This window comes from Amycolatopsis circi (genome assembly GCF_003385235.1).
Taxonomy (GTDB): Bacteria; Actinomycetota; Actinomycetes; order Mycobacteriales; family Pseudonocardiaceae; genus Amycolatopsis; species Amycolatopsis circi.
On the sequence record NZ_PQIA01000056.1, the window covers coordinates 1 to 18,645 of the forward strand.

At 69.7% G+C, this 18,645-nt stretch carries 16 protein-coding genes; 10 read left to right on the plus strand and 6 right to left on the minus strand.

The window, feature by feature from the left end; translation table 11 throughout:
- Positions 1–60 precede the first annotated feature (60 nt).
- The 3 genes from D0D37_RS48495 to D0D37_RS23345 all read right to left on the minus strand — a co-directional run bounded on the left by D0D37_RS48495 (position 61) and on the right by D0D37_RS23345 (position 4,484).
- Entirely contained in the window at positions 61–183 is a 123-nt protein-coding gene (locus tag D0D37_RS48495) for a hypothetical protein (RefSeq protein ID WP_279630333.1), read from the minus strand.
- A gap of 186 nt (positions 184–369) precedes the next feature.
- Positions 370–3,333 carry an AAA family ATPase gene (locus D0D37_RS23340; RefSeq protein ID WP_116202702.1) on the minus strand — a complete coding sequence of 988 codons (2,964 nt, stop codon included), beginning with the start codon at positions 3,331–3,333 and terminating at the stop codon, positions 370–372.
- Entirely contained in the window at positions 3,330–4,484 is a 1,155-nt protein-coding gene (locus D0D37_RS23345; RefSeq protein WP_162834415.1) for an exonuclease SbcCD subunit D, read from the minus strand. The genes D0D37_RS23340 and D0D37_RS23345 overlap by 4 nt, the downstream gene beginning before the upstream one ends.
- A gap of 228 nt (positions 4,485–4,712) precedes the next feature.
- Here D0D37_RS23345 and rmuC point away from each other — a divergent pair, with 228 nt between their 5' ends.
- Positions 4,713–5,627 carry a DNA recombination protein RmuC gene (rmuC, locus tag D0D37_RS23350; protein ID WP_116202704.1) on the plus strand — a complete coding sequence of 305 codons (915 nt, stop codon included), beginning with the start codon at positions 4,713–4,715 and terminating at the stop codon, positions 5,625–5,627.
- Positions 5,628–6,780: 1,153 nt separating this feature from the next.
- Positions 6,781–7,695, plus strand: coding sequence for a DUF6542 domain-containing protein (locus D0D37_RS23355; RefSeq protein ID WP_167493557.1), 915 nt, complete (start codon positions 6,781–6,783; stop codon positions 7,693–7,695).
- Positions 7,696–8,047: 352 nt separating this feature from the next.
- Here D0D37_RS23355 and D0D37_RS23360 read toward each other — a convergent pair whose 3' ends face one another.
- Entirely contained in the window at positions 8,048–9,058 is a 1,011-nt protein-coding gene (locus tag D0D37_RS23360; protein ID WP_162834417.1) for a 4-hydroxy-3-methylbut-2-enyl diphosphate reductase, read from the minus strand.
- Positions 9,059–9,208: 150 nt separating this feature from the next.
- Between D0D37_RS23360 and D0D37_RS23365 the strand changes: the two genes are divergently transcribed.
- The 6 genes from D0D37_RS23365 (at position 9,209) to D0D37_RS23390 (ending at position 13,708) form a co-directional block, all read left to right on the plus strand.
- Complete coding sequence (locus tag D0D37_RS23365; RefSeq protein ID WP_116202706.1) at positions 9,209–9,841, plus strand: lipid droplet-associated protein; 633 nt, start codon at positions 9,209–9,211, stop codon at positions 9,839–9,841.
- On the plus strand, positions 9,838–11,103 hold the full coding sequence (xseA, locus tag D0D37_RS23370; RefSeq protein ID WP_116202707.1) for an exodeoxyribonuclease VII large subunit: 1,266 nt from the start codon (positions 9,838–9,840) through the stop codon (positions 11,101–11,103). Before D0D37_RS23365 ends, xseA begins: the two co-directional genes overlap by 4 nt.
- Complete coding sequence (locus D0D37_RS23375) at positions 11,103–11,567, plus strand: hypothetical protein (RefSeq protein ID WP_116202708.1); 465 nt, start codon at positions 11,103–11,105, stop codon at positions 11,565–11,567. The genes xseA and D0D37_RS23375 overlap by 1 nt, the downstream gene beginning before the upstream one ends.
- Complete coding sequence (locus tag D0D37_RS23380; protein WP_020664931.1) at positions 11,564–11,788, plus strand: exodeoxyribonuclease VII small subunit; 225 nt, start codon at positions 11,564–11,566, stop codon at positions 11,786–11,788. Before D0D37_RS23375 ends, D0D37_RS23380 begins: the two co-directional genes overlap by 4 nt.
- A gap of 89 nt (positions 11,789–11,877) precedes the next feature.
- Positions 11,878–12,936 (plus strand): class II fructose-bisphosphatase, encoded by a 1,059-nt coding sequence (gene glpX, locus D0D37_RS23385; protein WP_162834418.1) that lies wholly within the window; start codon positions 11,878–11,880, stop codon positions 12,934–12,936.
- A 19-nt stretch (positions 12,937–12,955) separates the two neighbouring features.
- Positions 12,956–13,708: a S1 family peptidase gene (locus D0D37_RS23390; protein WP_116202709.1), complete on the plus strand. Its 753-nt coding sequence runs from the start codon at positions 12,956–12,958 to the stop codon at positions 13,706–13,708.
- Position 13,709: 1 nt separating this feature from the next.
- Here the strand turns inward: D0D37_RS23390 and D0D37_RS23395 are convergent, their stop codons facing one another.
- Complete coding sequence (locus D0D37_RS23395; protein ID WP_116202710.1) at positions 13,710–14,681, minus strand: NAD(P)/FAD-dependent oxidoreductase; 972 nt, start codon at positions 14,679–14,681, stop codon at positions 13,710–13,712.
- A gap of 112 nt (positions 14,682–14,793) precedes the next feature.
- On the opposite strand from D0D37_RS23395, the gene D0D37_RS23400 reads away from it, so the two are divergent.
- A complete protein-coding gene (locus D0D37_RS23400) occupies positions 14,794–16,191 on the plus strand; it encodes a class II fumarate hydratase (protein ID WP_116202711.1) in 1,398 nt (465 codons plus the stop codon).
- Here the strand turns inward: D0D37_RS23400 and D0D37_RS23405 are convergent, their stop codons facing one another.
- The gene (locus tag D0D37_RS23405) at positions 16,192–17,106 is read right to left on the minus strand and encodes a DMT family transporter (protein WP_244223635.1); all 915 of its coding nucleotides are present in this window, start codon (positions 17,104–17,106) and stop codon (positions 16,192–16,194) included.
- 88 nt (positions 17,107–17,194) lie between these two features.
- On the opposite strand from D0D37_RS23405, the gene pdxR reads away from it, so the two are divergent.
- Positions 17,195–18,556 carry a MocR-like pyridoxine biosynthesis transcription factor PdxR gene (gene pdxR, locus D0D37_RS23410; RefSeq protein ID WP_116202735.1) on the plus strand — a complete coding sequence of 454 codons (1,362 nt, stop codon included), beginning with the start codon at positions 17,195–17,197 and terminating at the stop codon, positions 18,554–18,556.
- Positions 18,557–18,645 lie beyond the last annotated feature (89 nt).

Here is an 18,645-nt window from a genome sequence, read left to right on the forward strand (position 1 = left end):
CCCTTCTACCCCACGGGCACCCTGCTCGCCTCACCCCTTCATTAGCGGCCCGCCGCGCACTCAGCCCGCCACCCTGCCCGTCCCCGGCCGCGCCGCCCGGCCGCCCAGCCAGCCCGCTCCCCGCCACGCCACCCAGCCCACTTCCAGCCAAGCCGCCAGCCAGTCCAGTTCCAGCCACGCCATCCGGCCAGCCCACTTCCAGCGAAGCCGCCAGCCAGCTCAGTTCCAGCCACGCCATCCGGCCAGCCCACTTCCAGCGAAGCCGCCAGCCAGCCCAGCTCCAGCCAGGCCGTCCGGCCACCCAGCCAGTCCAGCAGCAACTCGGCGCAGCGGCCCAGCCGTCGCCCGCGCGGGTCCGCGCTGATCTCGTCAAGCCATCTGCAGCTCCACTCTCGACCCGGTGCGGGACTTCCGCACCCGCAGCCGCGTGGGGATGCGCTGGCGGAGTTCCTCGACGTGCGACACCAGGCCCACCACGCGACCGCCGGCGCGGAGTTCGTCGAGGATGTTCATCACCACGTCCAGTGTTTCGGCGTCCAGGGTGCCGAAACCCTCGTCCACGAAGAGCGTGTCGAGCAGCGCACCACCGGTTTCGCCTGCCACCACGTCGGCTAGGCCCAACGCCAGCGAGAGCGACGCGAGGAACGATTCGCCGCCCGACAGTGTCTTCGCTGGACGCACTGAGCCGGAGTAGTCGTCCAGCACGTCGAGGCCCAGGCCGCCCCTCGTGCCGCGGGCACCGGCCGCGTCCGAGTGCACGAACGAGTAGCGGCCCTGGCTCATCGTGCGCAGCCGCGCGGTCGCCGCGAGCGCGACCTCTTCCAGCCGAGCCGCCAGGACATACGAGCGCAACGACATCTTCCGCGCGTTCTGCCCTCGCCCATTGACCACTTCGGACAGCGCCCGAAGTTCCGCGTACTCCTCCTCCAACGGCCGCAACTCCGACAGCGCCTTGCCCAACCGTCCGGACAGCTTCACCAGCTCGCGATGTTGCGCCGAAACCGCTTGCTGCACGGCAAAAGCAGTATCCGCGCGAGCACGCGTTTCCTTCGCCCGTTCGGCCAGCGGCTCGACCTCCACCGCGTCATCCGGCGAGATCCCGAACAGTTCCGGTTGCGCGAGCATCTCCCGCGCACCGGCGGCCGTCGCTTCCGCCTCGGCAAGACCCTGTTCGAGCTTCGTAACCTGCTCGTCGCTGCGGACGGCCCCGCGCATTTCTTCGAGGGTCGAGAACCCTTTGGCATGCAACGAGATCTCGACGAGATCGCGCTGCTCCGCGAGCCGGGCCTCCGCTCCGGACACCGCGGTGTGCGCCTCCGCGGCCAAGTCGAGCGCACCAGCGAACGTGAGCAGGTGCTGCCGTCGGGCGGGGACGTCCGGGAATTCTCCCCGGCCCGCGACCAGCCGCTGTTCGCGCTCGGCCATCCGCTCGTCCAAGGCGCGGATCTCGCTGTTCGCCTCGGTGACCGTCTGTTCGGCGAGGCGACGCTGTTCGGCCAACTGCTCGGCACCGCGTTCCAGCTCGGTGACTTTCCTGTTCAGCTGGTCCTTGCGTTGCGCCTTGTCGGAGAGTTCCGCGACGACCGTCCGGGCTTCGGTCAGTGCGGTCGCGATCTCCTCCGCCGTGCGTCCGTCCAACCGTTCCCGCAAGGCGACGACCCGCGCCTTGGCCTCTTCCAACGCGGACACCACTCGCTGACGCAACGCCGACGCCTTCTGTTCGGCTTCTTCGGCAGCGCGTTCCTCGGCCGCGTCAACCAACGGCGCGTCATGGTCGGCCGGTGCCGGGTGTTCGGCCGACCCGCACACCGGACACGCCGCTCCCTCGGCCAAGCCAGCGGCCAACTCGGCTGCCATGCCGTCGAGACGCCGTTCGCGAAGATCGAGCCGACGTTGCCGAGCCGTCTGGTGCTCGTCGACCACTTCGCGCAGTTTCGCCTCACCACGCGCGACTTTGGCTTCAGCTGGCGGCAACTCCTCGGCCGCACGAGTGAGCGCCGTCAACTCTTCGACGCGGGATTTCGCGCCGTCCAGCTTCGCTGCCGCTTCTCCAGCCACCGTCGCTTCGGTACGCGCGGCAACGATGAGACCAGGCAGCTCCGCCAAGCGCTCCGCAAGCCCAGCAACCTGCTCGGTGGCTTTCTCCACGGCTTTCTGCCGCTCCGCACGACGTTGTTCGTCGCTCTTCTGCTGAGTCGCTTCCGCGGCCAACTCAGCGAGAGCACCCGCCTCCTCGCGAACGGAACCAGCGCGCTCGCGAAGGTCGGCGACGGCGAGCCCGACCGCGTCGAAACCGAGGTCGGCGAGATCTCGGATCCGGTCTGCCACCAGCACTTGCGCGTCGCCGAGTTCAGCCGTGCGCCGGTCCATCAACTCGGCCTCAGGCACCACCGCGGCAGCGCGCCGAGCTGCCGCGATTTCTTCCGTCCACTCAGCACGTTCGGTCGTCTGCTCGGCGATCTGCGTCAGCCGGGTGTGCGCGAGGCGCACCCGGCGGATTTTGTCCGCGTCCTCTTCCGCCTCGCGAAGCGCGACCTCAGCGCTCTTCGCGTTCGAACGTGCTTGCGCTGACTCGGTTTCCGCCGCCTCGGCCCGAGCTGCGATCTCGGCCAGGACAGCATCGACCCACTCCGGCTGACCTTCCTCCGGCGGTTCCTGCTGCGCTTCCTGCGCGTAGCGCGCGAGCAGCTCGCGAACCTCCTGCTCCCGCTTTTCCAGCGCACGACCGCGTTCCGCGCGAAGGTCCGCGAACCAGCGTTCGACGTCGGAGAACCGCTCGGTGCCGAAAAGCCGTTCCAGCAGCTTCTCGCGCTCCGTGGTGTCGCTGCGGAGGAACTTCGCGAATTCTCCCTGCGGCAGCAGGACAACCTGGAAGAACTGCGCCGCCGTCATGCCCAGCAGCCGCTCGACGGTGCGCGCCACCTCGTCGATGCGGATGCTCCCGTCCGGCGGCAGCCCAGCCGGCGGTTCGCCGACCCAGGTCAGCGAAACCCGGGCCTGCTGCGTGGTGAATCCGTCACCGCGCTTCTTCGGTCGCTGGTACTCCGGGCCGCGCACGATCCGCAGCCGCTGACCCTGCACGGTCAGCTCCAGCACGACCTCGGTCCGCCGATCCGGTTCGGCGAGATCGCACCGCAACCGCTTGACGTCGCCGCGCGCGCCCGGCACCACGCCGAACAACGCGAACGCGATCGCGTCGAGCAGCGTGGTTTTGCCCGCTCCGGTGTCGCCGTGGAGAAGGAACAGACCGTCGGCGCCGAGGGCGTCGAAGTCCACCACCTCCCGCCCCGCGTAGGGGCCGAAGGCCTCCACCTCCAGCAGATGCAGTCTCACAGTTTCTCCACCGCCGCCCGGTTCGCTGCTTCGAGCGCCAGGTACACGAGCCGCTCCTCGCGTTCGGTCGGCGGAGCACCTCGGCAGTCGTCGAGGAAACTGCGCGCGATCTCGATGTCGCTGCGCCCGCGCACCGCCTCGGCGTACTTCAGTTCGGTGCCGGCGGCCCCGCCGTCGGGTCGCCAATCCATGTGTACCGCGTAGGGAAAACGGTCCTGCAGCAACCGCATCGCATCGATCGGACGGACTCGGTCAGTGACGGTGACCGAGAGGAAATGCTCGCGCAAATGCTCGTGCTCGGGGTCCTCAAGCAAAGCGGCGAGTTCACCGGAGAGGGTCGCGAGCGGACGCGGCACGGGCAGCTCGTGCCGGCGGACCTCGGCCAGGCCGGTGGCGTCGAGATCCACGAACCACACCGATTTCCGTTGCCGCGCTTCGGAAAACGAGTACGCCAGCGGACTTCCGGAGTACCGGAGGTGTTCCGCGAGCGTCTGCGGACCGTGCAGGTGGCCGAGCGCGACATAGTCCACGCCGTCGAACACCGAGCCGGGAACCTGCTCGACCCCGCCGACCGCGATGGTGCGTTCCGATTCACTGGCCTCGCCGCCGGTGACGAAAGCGTGTGCCAGCACCACGGACCGCGTTCCCGGACGACCGGCCAAGTCGTCGCGCACCCGCCGCATCGCCTCGCCGAGCACGCCGGTGTGGCCGCGCGCCTCCGGCACGCCCAGCGCGTGCCGCGACGGCTCGGGTTCGAGATACGGGATGCCGTAGAACGCGACCGCGCCGTGTTCGTCGTGCAGCACAACGGGTTCCGCGATGCCTCCGACGGTCGCGCGGACGTGCAGCCCGCCCGCCGCGGCGAATTCGGCGAACGCGCCCAGCCGCGCGGCCGAATCGTGGTTGCCCGGCGTGATCACCAGTTCCGCGCCGGCCCGGCGGATCCGGGTCATCGCGGCCGTGGCGACGCGGACAGCTTCGGCGGACGGCACCGCTCGGTCGTAGATGTCACCGGCCACCACCACGACGTCGACCGACTCGCGGTCGACGAGTTCGGCGATGTGCGTGAGGGCGGCCTCCTGTTCGGTAAGCAGATCGGCGCCGTGGAACGTGCGGCCGATGTGCCAATCAGAGGTATGGAGGACTCTCACGGCGACCACGTTAGGAGCAGACCCCGACGAAATCCGGTAGGCACGCCGTGACCCCACTCGAACGTGTGTACGAAGCCGATCAGGTCCACTGGGGACACGCCAGCGCCGAATCTGCAAAGTCGCAGGTCAGCTACGCAGCGCGACTACGGATGCCGGTTTTTGTCGGTGCGGTCCGCCATGATGTCTCGCGTCCGGACACCCGATGGACCCGACGGAGAGGAGGACCGGGTGGAGACGGTGATTACCACCGCGGCCATCGTGCTCGCGCTGCTCCTGTGCGTCGCGGTCGTCGTGCTGTGGCGGCTGTACAACGACGGAATGCGCCGGGCCGACGCGGCCGCGCGGCTCGTAGCGGCGGAGCGCGCGAAAGGCGACCAGCAGCAACTCGCGCTGCGTCGGTACGAGGTGGCGTTCGCGTCGATCCACGGCCGCGGCGAACTCGGCGAACAGGTGCTCGCGGAGACCGCGCGCGCACTCGGACTGCGGGAGGGACTGCACTTCACCCTGCAGACCGATCTGGGCGGCGGCGGAAGCGCGAAACCCGACCTGGTGCTGAATGTCGGCGGCGGCCGCGCAGTACCGGTCGACGCGAAGGCGAGCATGGCCATCTGGGCGGAGGCGGTCGAGACCGACGATCCAGAAGAACGGCTCGACGCCTTGCGGGTCCACGTCCGGCAGCTGCGCTCCCGCGCGGCGGAGCTGGCGGGCAAGGGCTACCAGCGATGGGCGGACGCGATCTACGGCACCGTCATGTTCGTCCCGTCCGACGCGGCCGTGGTCGCGGCCCTCGACACCGATCCCGAACTGCTGCGCTGGCTGATCGACCGTCGCGTATTCCTGTGCGGCCCCACGGGATTCGGGGTGCTCGCGTCGGCGGCGCTGTTCGCCGCCAGCGACCGGGCGCTCGTCGAGGACGTCGAACAAGTGCGCGCGGGCGCCGCCGCCGCACACCGTGCCGCGGGCAATGCGGTCGAAGCGCTGAATCTGTCCACAACGCACCTTCAGCGCTTTGTTTCCGCTCGCCGTCGGGAACTCGAGGCACTGGAGTCGTTCCGCGCGACGGTCGCGCCGCTCACCGACGCGTCGGGCAGTCCGGCACCGGTGCCGCAGCTTCGGAAGGGAGACGAGGTGGCAGCTGGTTGAGGTCACGGCGCGATGGCCGTGGGCTCGACAGTCGCGATCGGACGATCGACGGCGTGCTCTCGCGGGATGCGCCTGGCGGCGTGGTTTGGCGGGTGCGGGCGTGGCGGCACGTTCCCAATGGCTCGGCACCAGGCAGGCACGGGGTCGACAGCTCCCCCGTAGGCAAGCGTGATCCGACAGCTCGGCCGTCGGAGGGCACGGTCCGGCTGCTCCGCCTTAGGCAGGCGCGATCCGGCCGCCCAGCCGCAGGCGGGCGCGGTCAGACAGCTCGGCCATAGGCAAGCGCGGTCAGACAGCTCGGCCATAGGCAAGCGCGGTCAGACAGCTCGGCCATAGGCAAGCGCGATCCGGCCGAAAAAGCCGCAGCAGGCGCGATTCGTCCGAATGAGCCTCTGCAGCGCGATCCGGTGGAGCGAGCCTCGGAAGTGCGCTCGGGTGGAGCGATGTGGCGGAGCGCGCCTGACGGCGGGACCGATTTAGCGTCCTGGCGTCGCCCGGTTCGGGCGTTGGCGTGAGCAGTAGCGCATCGCGGTTGCGCGGCAGGCGTTCATGGCGAGCGGCGGCCGTCCGCGACGAGCTGAGCGCCGTCCCGGCGAGCGGTGGGTCCGCGATCATGCGTCGGCGGTCAAGGCGGTGACATGGTCCGCCTGGTCATAGTCCGCCGGTGCGGACTGCTGGCGGCTGGGTGCTGCGACGCGCGTCGGACAGTCGGGCGGCGGAGTCCGGATTGCCCAGAACCAACAGCAAGGTCCAGGTTGGACACTGCTGCCGCGGCGAGCGAAAGGGCAGGGTTCTGCCGTCGCACGGGCAGAATCCGGAGGCTCAGGCGGCTCACGGGAACGTCAATTCCCGGTCAAGTTCCGGAACGGCGAATGTTCCGGAACAGGACCGGCGGTGCCGCCGTCGCCGGGGTCGGCTCGTGGCATAGCCTGGGTCCGCGCAGGGCCGGGAATCGGGCAGCCGGACCATACCGTCGGTATCACCGCTGGTCAGAGGTCTGGTCCACTGTTTCCCCGGCTGGCGGCGCGGGGCGGGCAGGCCGTACCGCGAGTACCGCTCGACCGAACGAGATGTCATGCGGTCGAGTGGCTGCTTCGTGCTGTCCTCGGCAGTGCCAACAAGATCGTGACAAGTACGGGCTACGGTGTGCCTCGTGACCGCGATACGCGATCGCCAGAGCGATCCCGATGCCGATGACGCCCCCGTGCCGTGGGACGAGCGTCTCGTCGTCGGCACGAGGCGCGGCCTGCCCTGGTGGGCGGCTGTGCTCGTGGGCTTCGGCTTGGCAGTGCTCGGCGCCATCATCGACGAGAAGTCCACCGGCAGCCTCGGTTTTGTTTTCAAGGCGGGCTACTTCCTCGGGGCCGTGATCGCGGTCGGCGCGGTGCAAAGACGCGGGCTGTTCGGTCCGATGGTGCAGCCGCCGCTGGTGCTCGCCGTCACCGTGCCGGGCGTCGTGCTGCTGACCGGCGGAGGTTCGGAGGCCAGCGACACCCTGTCGAAGCTCCTCAACATCGGGACGCCGCTGATCAAGGGCTTCCCGACGATGGCGGTCACCACCGGCGTCACGTTGCTGTTCGGCTTCTTCCGGATCTACCGCGAGCGCGACCCAAACGCGCCCGTCAAGATCAAGGACGGCAAGGGCCCGCGTACTCGGGATGAGGACGACGACAAAGCCGCCAGCCGTCCGCGTTCGAGGCCGCCGGCCGGCCGCGCCGGGCAGACTGGGCAGACCGGGCAGACACCGCCTCCGGGCAACCGTCGCCGCCCGCCGCGGGACCGGGATCTCGACGCTCCGCCGCCGCGACGTCCGCGTCCGCCGTCCGACCCTGGCGCCCGCCCTCGGCGCGAGCCGATGGACCCGAACGCTCCGCGCGGTGGCCGCAAGCCGCCGCCGGAGGGTCGTCGTCCGCGGCCGCCGGAAGGCGACCCGCGCCGTCGTGATCCGCGGGGCGACGCGCCACCGCCGCGTCGTCGGCCGCGCGCGGACGAACCGCCGCCCGGACGTCCGCGTCCGCCTCGCCGGGAACCGCCGCGCCGCCAACGTCCTTGGGACGACGAGGGCTGAGCCAGCGCGGAATCCTCGCGTCAAGCACGGTCGCGGTCAGCGGCTAGGCAACACAGGCAAACGAAAAGGCCGCCGATCCCTCAACCGGGATTGGCGGCCTTTTCGTTGTGGTGCAAAGAAATCTCTAGCCTGAGGTCGGCAGCTGCGCGGGTCCTGACGGCTTCTCGCCACAGCAGCCGGGCTTCCTCACAGCTTCTCGGCACAGCGGCTGGGTTTCCTCCCGGCCTCTCTCAGCACAGCGGCTGGACTTCTTCACGGCCTCTCGGCACAGCGACTGGGCTTCCTCACCGCGCCAAGCTCTCCGTCGCAGCAGGCCCCGACGAGAGGCAAGCAGCGAGACCCCAAGCGCCCGTCAGGATTCCGACTTAACAGCCTTCCGAAGCTCCTTAGGCAACGCGAACGCGATCTTCTCGTTGGCCGTGGTCACCTCGTCCACCTGTCCGTACCCGCGCTCGGCCAGCCACTTCAGCAGGTCCATCACCAACACGTCCGGCACCGAGGCCCCCGACGTGACCCCGACCGTCGACACGCCTTCCAGCCACGACTCGTCGACCTCCGAAGCGAAGTCGATCAGGTGCGAAGCCGACGCGCCCGCCTTCAACGCGACCTCCACCAGCCGCTTCGAGTTCGACGAGTTCTTCGAGCCGACGACCAGCACCAGGTCGCATTCGGGGGCCATCGCCTTGACCGCGACCTGGCGGTTGGTGGTGGCGTAGCAGATGTCGTCGCTGGGCGGGTCGGCCAAGGTCGGGAAGCGGTCGCGCAACTGGTCGACGCGTTCCATCGTCTCGTCCACCGACAAAGTGGTCTGGGACAGCCAAATCACCTTCGACGGATCGCGCACGTCCACCTTGTCGACGTCCTCGGGCTTGTCGACCAGCTGCACCTTGTCCGGTGCCTCGCCAGCCGTGCCCTCGACCTCCTCGTGGCCTTCGTGGCCGATGAGAAGGATGTCGTAGTCGTCCTTGGCGAACCGGTTGACCTCTTTGTGCACCTTGGTGACCAGGGGGCAGGTCGCGTCGATGGTGCGCAGGTTCCGTTCCTCGGCCTCAGCGTGCACCGCTGGCGAGACGCCGTGCGCGGAGAACACGACGAGCGCGCCCTCGGGCACCTCGGACGTCTCGTCGACGAAAATCACGCCGCGTTCGCGCAGGGTGTCGACGACGTGCCGGTTGTGCACGATTTCTTTGCGCACGTACACCGGCGGCCCGTACAGCTCGAGCGCCTTCTCCACGGCGACTACCGCGCGGTCAACGCCGGCGCAGTACCCGCGCGGCTTCGCGAGCAGCACGCGTTTGGCGGCGCCGGACCGGGAGATCGTCGGGGTACCGGCGGGTTCGGTTCCGGGACTCGCAGAAGTCATGCCTCCAGGGTACGGGCAGTGCCGAACCGGGGTCGAAGTCCTCGTTCGGATGATGGCGGCGGCCATTCAGGCTGTGCCGGGCGTCACGTCCGGCGCCCCTGGCCACCCGTTCGGTTGGGCAGGACGGCCCTGATGCGGCACGCTGGACCCATGAAGCCACTCCCGCTCCCCCTCCGGGTCGCCGCGGGCCTCGCCGTCACCACCGCCGAGCGGGTTCGTGAGCTCCCGAAGCAGCTCACCGGCCTGCCGGTCACCGTCGTGAGCCAGGTACTGCAGCTGTCCATGCGCGTCCAGCAGCAGGTCACCGAGCTGGCCATCAAGGGCGACGACGCGCTGTCGATGCTGCGTCCCGTCGAGGACACGCCCAGCTGGGCCACGTTCGACGAGGACGCCGAGCCCGAATTCGCCCCGTCCCGGCCCACGCTCGTACCGGTCGACGACCTGCCCGAGCCGCGCACCAACGGCCACCGCACGCAGCCGCCCGACCTCGCAGCGGAAGCCATCGACGATCCGTGGGTCGAGGAGACCCGCGCGCTCGCCGAGGAGCACTCCGAGGGCGAGAACGACAGCTCCGGCCCCGCTGGGCTGGGCAACTACGACGAGCTGACGCTGCCGCAGCTGCGCGCCCGGCTGCGCCGGTTGACCGTGCCGCAGCTGGAAGAGCTGCTGGAGTACGAGAAGGCCCACGCCGACCGCGCTTCGTTCGTCGGTATGCTCGCGCGGCGGATCGGCAACGCCCGCAAGGCCGAGGAACAGCCGGGCGACCCCGCGGAAGGCCAGTGAGCAACGACCCCGCCACCAGCGCGGAGAACCCCTGGCCGGTCCGCACCGTCGCGCGCAAGATCGGCGACTGGGTCCACCGGCTCGGCGACGTCTGGGTCGAAGGCCAGGTCACGCAGATGAACGCGCGGCCCGGCACGCAGACCGCGTTCCTGACCCTGCGCGACCCGTCCGCGGACGTCTCGATGTCCGTCACCTGTCCGATGTGGCTGGTGCGCGAACTGCCGACGCCGCTGCGCGAAGGCGACCGAGTGGTCATCCACGCGAAGCCGTCGTTCTTCTTCGGCCGCGGCACGCTGAGCCTGCGTGCGGACCAGATCCGCGCGGTCGGCATCGGCGAACTGCTCGCGCGGATCGAACGGCTGCGCAAACTGCTGGCCGCCGAAGGCATGTTCGCCCGCGAACGGAAGCGGCCGATTCCCTTTCTGCCCAAGGGAATCGGACTGATCACCGGACGCGCGTCGGCGGCCGAGCGGGACGTGCTGGCGAACGCGCAAGCACGCTGGCCGCACGTCTTGTTCAAGGTGCTGAACACCGCCGTGCAGGGCACGCAAGCCGTGCCGCAGATCCTCCGCGCACTGTCCATTTTGGACAAAGACCCGGACGTCGACGTGATCGTCATCGCCCGCGGCGGCGGCAGCGTCGAGGACCTGCTGCCGTTCTCCGACGAAGCGCTGTGCCGGGCCGTCGCGGCCGCGGGCACGCCGATCGTCAGCGCCATCGGGCACGAGCCGGACACTCCCCTGCTCGACCACGTCGCCGACCTGCGCTGTTCCACCCCGACCGACGCGAGCAAGCGCATCGTGCCGGACGTCCGAGAGGAGACCGCGCGGGTGCGGCAGATGCGCGACCGCGGCCGTCGCGCGCTGCACGGCTGGGTCGACCGGGAGACGCGGCTGCTGACCCAGCTGCGCAGCCGTCCGTCGCTGGCCGATCCGCTGGGTCCGATCGAACGCCGCCTCAGCGACGTCGAGATGCACCGCGAACGCGGCCGTCGCGCGATGCTCGGCCTGCTCGCCAAGGACCAGGCCGAGGTCGCGAACGCACGGGGCAAGCTGGCCGCGCTCGGCCCGGCGGCCACGATGGCGCGCGGATACGCCGTCGTCCAGTTCACTGATTCCGCAGGCAACCTCCACGTGCTCCGCTCCGTCTCCCAGATCGAGGACGGAGCGCAGCTGCGCGTACGGGTCGCCGACGGGGCGGTCCAAGCGGTGGCCGAATCCGTCGAGCCGACGACACCCGTACCGGAAGGAGACCGGCCGTGATGCACCGGGCCCCGGCGTTCCTCCCGCTCACGGTGGACGCCGCCGCCCGGCTCAACGCCGGTCTCCTGCTGCGGCAGGCTCTGGTCACCGACCGCGCGGCCGACGAGTGCTGGACGGCTCTGCTCGCCGGCTGCGGCACCGCGGCTCGACGCGGCCTTGCTCCGCAGCTCAGGCGGCTGTCCGAGGCGACGTCCGAGCACGTCGGCGTCCGGTGGTGGTTCGCCGAAGGAACCGGGCAGCGGCGGCGGGTGGCGAGCGCGCAGGAGAACCTCGAGGACGCCATCGCGGACGGGGACGGGCAGGAGTTCGCGCTGGCATTCGTCGGGTACGACCACGCGATGGCCAGCGCGGTGGTCGCTTGCCCGCAGCGGGCTCGCCACAGCATCCCCGGACAGCTTGGAACCGCCGCCGGACGCGGTAGTCTGCGCCAACAGCCCCGTGCACCACAAGGTCGGAGAACGTGAGCGAAGCAGACACCGCCGGACTCGGTTACGAACAGGCCCGCGATCAGCTCGTCGAGGTCGTGAAGGAACTGGAAGCCGGCGGGCTTTCCCTGGAGCAGTCGCTCGAGCTGTGGGAAAAGGGCGAGCAGCTCGCCAAGGTGTGCGAACGGCATCTGGAAGGCGCCCGCGAGCGGATCGAGGCCGCGCTGGCCTCGGTGGAGACCGACGACGACACAGAGTGACGTGCACCATGCGTTGCTGAATCGGTCAGGTGGTCTAGGGATCTGACAGACTGGGCACCCGCTGACGAACCGTGTTCCGGGAGGCCACCATGACCACCGCCAGTGACCGCAGCCGACGCGAAGCGCCTGATCGCAACCTCGCCATGGAACTGGTGCGGGTGACCGAGGCAGCCGCGATGGCGGCCGGCCGCTGGGTCGGGCGAGGCGACAAGATCGGCGGCGACGGGGCTGCCGTCGACGCGATGCGCCAGCTCGTCTCCACCGTCTCGATGCGCGGCGTCGTCGTCATCGGCGAGGGCGAGAAGGACGAAGCGCCGATGCTGTTCAACGGCGAAGAAGTCGGCAACGGAGACGGCCCGGACTGCGACGTCGCGGTCGACCCGGTCGACGGCACCACGCTCATGGCGAAGGGCATGCCGAACGCGCTGGCCGTGCTCGCCGTCGCCGAGCGCGGCGCGATGTTCGACCCGTCCGCGGTGTTCTACATGGAGAAGCTGGCCGTCGGCCCGGACGCGGCGGGCAAGGTGGACCTCTCCGCCCCGGTCGCGGAGAACATCCGGCGGGTGGCGAAGGCGAAGAACTCCAGCGTCAGCGACGTGACGGTCTGCATCCTCGACCGGCCGCGGCACGAGCAGCTGATCAAGGAGGTCCGCGAGGCGGGCGCCCGGATCCGGTTCATCTCGGACGGCGACGTCGCGGGCGCGATCGCCGCGGCCCGGCCGACCACCGGCGTCGACATGCTGCTCGGCATCGGCGGCACGCCCGAGGGCATCATCGCCGCGTGCGCGATGAAGTGCCTCGGCGGCGAACTGCAGGGCCGGCTGTGGCCGAAGGACGACGCGGAGCGCGAGAAGGCGCTCGCCGCCGGCCACGACCTCGACCGGATCCTGCTCAACGACGACCTGGTCACCGGCGACAACGTGTTCTTCTGCGCGACCGGCGTCACCGACGGCGACCTGCTGCGCGGCGTCCACTATCGGGCGGGAGGCGCGACGACGCAGTCGATCGTCATGCGGTCCAAGTCCGGGACGGTCAGAATGATCGACGGCTACCACCGGCTCGAGAAGCTGCGGGCGTACTCGTCCGTCAACTTCGACGGCAATCTCGACCTCGACGAGGACGAGCGCGCGGTGCCTCCGCTTCCCTGATCTGCCAAGGAGTTTCCCGGTGTCGAAACGGCTGTTCGCGCTGGCGTTGACCGTCCTGGCCGGGGTCGCGCTCGACACCGGGAACTCAACGGCGACGCCTTCGATCGTCGGCGGCACCGACGCGGACCAGCCGTACCCGTTCGCGGTGTCCCTGCACACCTCGGGCGGCGCGCTGTTCTGCGGCGGTTCGCTGATCACGCCGACCTGGGTGGTCACCGCGGCGCACTGCCTGTCCGCGAAGGACCCGGCGACGATCGGGCTGCGCGTCGGCAGCAACGACGCGGACGAGGGCGGGGAAACGCCGAAAGCGGCGGAATTCGTGCTGCACCCGCATTTCAACGCCGAAACGCAAACCGGCGACCTCGGCCTGATCCGGCTGACCGCGCCGGTAAAGGCCACGCCGATCGCCATCGGCGGTTCGGCCGCACCGGGCACGGCGGTCCGGGTAATCGGCTGGGGCCAGACGTGCGCGACCCCGAATTGCGGCCCGGTCGCGAAGTCGTTGCGCCAGCTCGACACGCACCTGGTGCCGGGCGCGAAATGCACGGCGACGTTCGACGGAACGTCCGAACTGTGCACGGAAAGCCCAGGCGGATCCAGTTCGTGCTACGGCGATTCCGGAGGTCCGGAACTGATCCGCGACGGCGACCGGTGGGTGCTGGCCGGGATGGTCAGCCGTCCGGGCAACCGGTCGTCGACGTGCGGAACGGCCCCGTCGATCGCGACCTCGGCGGTGGCGTACCAGCCTTGGCTGGCGGAGAAAACCGGCTGATTCACTCGACGTTGCTCGAATGTCCCGGGAACAAATGGGCCTCCGGATTCAACGCCACCGCGATATTGTTCACCGCCGTAGCCGCCTCGCCGAATCCGGTCGCGATCAGCTTCACTTTCCCCGGATACGCCGCCACATCCCCCGCCGCATAAACGCGCGGCCGGGCAGTAGCCATCGTCGAGTCCACCGAAATCGCGCGATGATCGATTTCCAAACCCCAGCTCTCGATCGGTCCCAAATCCGCGGTGAACCCCAACGCCGCGACCACCGCGTCCGCGCGCAGTTGTTCTTCCGCCCCGCCCTTCACCGTCACATCGACCGCTGTCAGTGAACCGTCCGGGGCCTCGACAAACCGGGACACCTCCGCATCGGTCACCAACCGCACGCCCAGCTCCTGCACCTGCCGCACGATCGACTGCGCGGCCCGGAACTTCGCGCGGCGGTGCACGAGCGTCACGCTCGCCGCGACCGGATGCAGCGCCAGGCACCAGTCGAACGCCGAATCCCCGCCGCCGACCACGACCACGTGCTGGCCCTCGTGAGCCGCGAGCGACGGCACGAAATGGACCATCCCCCGGCCGAGCCAGCCGTCTCCGGCGGGCAGCGGGCGCGGGGTGAACTCGCCGATGCCCGCGGTGATCAGGACCGCGCCCGCGCGCAGCACGTCGCCGCCGTCGAGGGTCAGTTCCAGGCCACCCTCGACGCTCTCCAGCTTCTCCGCTTTGCGGCCGAGCAGGTAGTCCGGCTTCCACGGCGCGACCTGGTCCACCAGTCCCTGCACGAGATCCCGGCCGCGGACCGCGGCGAACCCGCCGACGTCGTAGATCATCTTCTCCGGATACATCGCGGTGACCTGGCCGCCCGGTTCGGGCAGCGAATCGACGACGGCCATCGAGAGGCCGCGGAATCCCGCGTAGTAGGCGGCGAAGAGGCCGGTGGGACCGGCTCCGATGACGACGAGGTCGTAATCCATGAGGCTCGCTCCATGCCCGTGGTGGGGTGCGGTGATCGAGAACACAACCGAGCTTACCGAGGTGGGCGACAACACCCGGCCGGTTGCGCGAAACGGGGCCAGAATCGGGGGTATGGCTGAACAGGAATACCGGATCGAACACGACACGATGGGTGAGGTCCGCGTCCCGGTCGACGCGCTCTACCGCGCGCAGACGCAGCGTGCCGTCGAGAACTTCCCCATCTCCGGCCGCGGTCTCGAGCGCGCCCAGATCCGCGCGCTGGGCCTGTTGAAGGCCGCCGCCGCCCGTGTGAACGCGCGGCTTGGCGTCCTGGACGCCGACGTCGCCGACGCGATCGCGAAGGCCGCCGACGAGGTCGCCGAGGGCACGCACGACGAGCACTTCCCGATCGACGTCTTCCAGACCGGTTCGGGCACGTCGTCCAACATGAACGCGAACGAGGTCATCGCGACGCTGGCCACCCGCGCGCTCGGCCGCGACGTGCACCCGAACGACCACGTCAACGCGTCGCAGTCGTCCAATGACACCTTCCCGACGACGATCCACGTCGCCGCTACCGAGGCCGTCCTCACCGACGTCGTCCCGGCGCTGGAGCACCTCGCCGGCGCGATCGAGGCGCGCGCCGAGGAGTGGAACGACGTCGTGAAGTCCGGCCGCACGCACCTGATGGACGCCGTGCCGATCACGCTCGGCCAGGAGGCAGGCGCGTGGGCCGCGCAGATCCGGTTCGGCATCGAACGGCTGCAATCCGGCCTGCCGCGGCTGGGCGAACTGCCGATCGGCGGCACCGCGGTCGGCTCCGGCCTGAACGCGCCGGACGGCTTCGGCGCGGCGGTCTCGGCCGAATTGGCGCAACTCACCGGGTTGCCGCTCACCGAGGCACGCAACCACTTCGAGGCGCAGGCGACCCAGGACAGCGTGGTCGAGACCTCCGGGCACCTGCGCACGGTCGCGGTGTCGCTGAACAAGATCGCGAACGACCTGCGCTGGCTCGGTTCCGGACCGCGCACCGGGCTGGCCGAGCTGGCGCTGCCGGACCTGCAGCCGGGTTCGTCGATCATGCCGGGCAAGGTCAACCCGGTCATTCCGGAGGCGACGCTGCAGGTCGTCGCGCAGGTCGTCGGCAACGACGCGGCGGTCGCGTTCGCCGGTGCGGCGGGCAACTTCCAGCTCAATGTGAACCTGCCGGTGATCGCGCGCAACGTGCTCGAATCGGCGCGACTGCTCGCGGCCGTCTCGCGGCTGTTGGCGGACAAGGTGTTCGCCGGGGTCACCGCGAACGTCGAACGTACGCGGCAGTACGCCGAGGGTTCGCCGTCGATCGTCACGCCGCTCAACAAGTACATCGGCTACGAGGAAGCGGCCGCGGTGGCGAAGCAGGCGCTCAAGGAGCTGAAGACGATCCGCGAGGTCGTGCTGGAGCGCGGGTACGTCCGCGACGGCAAGCTCACCGAAGCGCAGCTGGACGAGGCCCTCGACGTACTGCGGATGGCGCGCGGCGGCAAGTAGTCAGTGGTCCGTGAAGGACTCCTTGAGGGAATCAGATTCCCTCAAGGAGTCCTTCACGGACCTTTTCGGGCGCAGTCCACATGCGACTCCAGCGGCCACCAGGGTGACGCCAGCCAGGTCCTTTAGCTCGAACTGTTGCGCGCCCATCAACACCGCCACCGTCAGCCCGGCGACCGGCATCAACCCGATCAGGACGCCCGCCCGGTCCGCGCCGAGTCCGACGACGCAGCTGTACCAGAGCACGAAAGCCACCGCGGTCACCAGGACTGCCAGCACCAGCAACGCGACGAGTTCGCGCTCGTTCGGCCACCGCCAGGCCCCAGCCGGATCGACCACCGTCCCCACCACGGAACCGGCTGCGGCAGCGGTGAAACAGCTCCACGTCGAGGTCGCCAACGGTCCGAGTCTGCGCAGCAATCCCACCGCGAGCAGGGTGAACGACGCTTCGCACAGCATCGCCAGCGCGGCCAGCAACAACCCGGGCGCGGAAGCGGATCCGCCGCCGGACAGCACCACGATGCCGAGCCCGGCGAGTACCGCCCCGGCGACCGGAGCGGCGGACGGACGGCGACCGTCGAGCATCGGCGCGAGCAGCGCGAGCACGAGCGGGCTGGCCCCGAGAAACGCCGCTACCGCACTGGGTTCCGCATAGCGCTGCGCCAGCAGAAGACAGGCCTGGAACCCGATCATCCCGGTCGCGGCGAGGCCGAGCAGGGTCGGCAGGTCGCGGAGTTTCGGCCGCGGCAGCGGGCTGCGGGTGACCTTCGCCCAACCCAGCAGCAGAAGACCGCCCAGCGCGTACCGCAACGCCTGCCCGGTGATCACCGGATATCCGTCCAGCATGCCGGTGACCGGCACCGATCCCCCGACCAGCACCGCGCCGGCCACCCCTGAAAGCACCATCGACCGTTTCACACCGCTCAGTCTTCAGCGGAGAGTGGTCTATTCAGAAGGACCACTCAACACTGGCCTAACTGGACCACTTCGCAGTACTGTCGTGGTCGTGGAAACCATCCGCGAGCTGCTGCTGCCCGCCGCCACCGGAGGACGCCGGGGGCGTGCGGTGGAGGCCGCGTTGCGCGACGCGATCCGTACCGGACGACTGGCGGTCGGCACCCGGCTGCCGTCGAGCCGCGATCTCGCGCGCCAGCTCGGGGTGGCGCGCGGCACCGTCACCGCGCTGTACGAGCAACTCACCGCCGAGGGCTATCTGCTGAGCAAGCACGGCTCGGGCACTCGCGTCGCGCCGATCGATGATCCCGCGCCCAATCCTCAAGTCAGCGCACCGAAATCGCCGACGTGGGAGTTCAACCTACGCCCGGGACTTCCTGCGCTGTCGGCGTTCCCGCGGGCCGAATGGCTTGCGGCCGAACGGGAAGCCCTGAACGCGACGCCTGACCTCGGTCTCGGCTACCCCGATCCGACCGGTCATCCGGCGTTGCGCGCGGAGCTGGCCGCCTACCTCGGTCGAGTCCGCGCGTTGCCGACGAACCCGGATGACATCGTGATCACCAGCGGAGCCGCGGAAGCGTTGTCGTTGCTGGCCGACGTCTTGCCAGACCAGCGCATCGCCGTCGAAGATCCGAGCCACCACGGCCAAGCGTCCCTCCTGCGCTACCACGGCCTGCGTCCAATCGGGATTCCAGTCGACGACAAGGGTATCGACGTCGACAAGCTGTCTACTTCGGACTGTTCAGTGGTGCTGGTGACCGCCGCGCACCAGTTTCCGCTCGGCGTCGCGTTGCATCCAGAACGCCGTCGCCAGCTGCTGTCCTGGGCGGCGGAAACCGACGGGCTCGTCCTGGAAGACGACTACGACGCCGAGCATCGCTACGACCGTCCCGCACTGGGCGCGATGCGCGCGCTCGCACCGGATCACGTCGCATATATCGGCAGTGTCAGCAAAGTCCTCGCGCCAGCGTTGCGGATCGGCTGGCTGATTCCCCCGCGCCGACTGCGCGACGCCGTGGCCAGGGTCAAGGAAATGCACGACCTGGGCTGCCCGCCGCTCCCGCAAGCCGCGCTCGCGCACCTGATCGCCACCGGTGGTTACGACCGGCATCTGCGCCGCACTCGACGCCTGTACCGCGCTCGGCGTGACGCGCTTATCGAAGCTCTAACCCAGCGTCTTCCGCGGTGGCAGCCGGTCGGAATCGCCGCCGGGCTGCACCTGGTCGTCCGGCTCCCGGACGGCACCGATGACGTACAGCTGCAGGAAAAACTCGCCGCGGCAAGCGTGCATGCCCCAGCTTTGTCGACATATTCCCATACCGCGGCGGGATATCCCGGTCTCGTGCTCGGCTACGCCGCACTCCCGCCGGACCGGCTCCGCGCCGCCGTCGAGCGGATCGCATCGGCCAGTTGAACCGCCGGTGAACACCTGGTGCACCGGGGAGGGGTCCCGCAGCTGACGCTTAGGGTGGACATTCTCGGGAGCGGGAGCAGGGGGATCAC

Coding starts and splice junctions, on each gene's coding strand:
- D0D37_RS23395 (WP_116202710.1), bottom strand. CDS start 14,681: ATGGATTACGACCTCGTCGTCATCGGAGCCGGTCCCACCGGCCTCTTC.
- D0D37_RS23360 (WP_162834417.1), bottom strand. CDS start 9,058: ATGACTTCTGCGAGTCCCGGAACCGAACCCGCCGGTACCCCGACGATC.
- glpX (WP_162834418.1), top strand. CDS start 11,878: ATGACCACCGCCAGTGACCGCAGCCGACGCGAAGCGCCTGATCGCAAC.
- D0D37_RS23365 (WP_116202706.1), top strand. CDS start 9,209: ATGAAGCCACTCCCGCTCCCCCTCCGGGTCGCCGCGGGCCTCGCCGTC.
- D0D37_RS23400 (WP_116202711.1), top strand. CDS start 14,794: ATGGCTGAACAGGAATACCGGATCGAACACGACACGATGGGTGAGGTC.
- D0D37_RS48495 (WP_279630333.1), bottom strand. CDS start 183: ATGGCGTGGCTGGAACTGGACTGGCTGGCGGCTTGGCTGGAAGTGGGC.
- D0D37_RS23375 (WP_116202708.1), top strand. CDS start 11,103: ATGCACCGGGCCCCGGCGTTCCTCCCGCTCACGGTGGACGCCGCCGCC.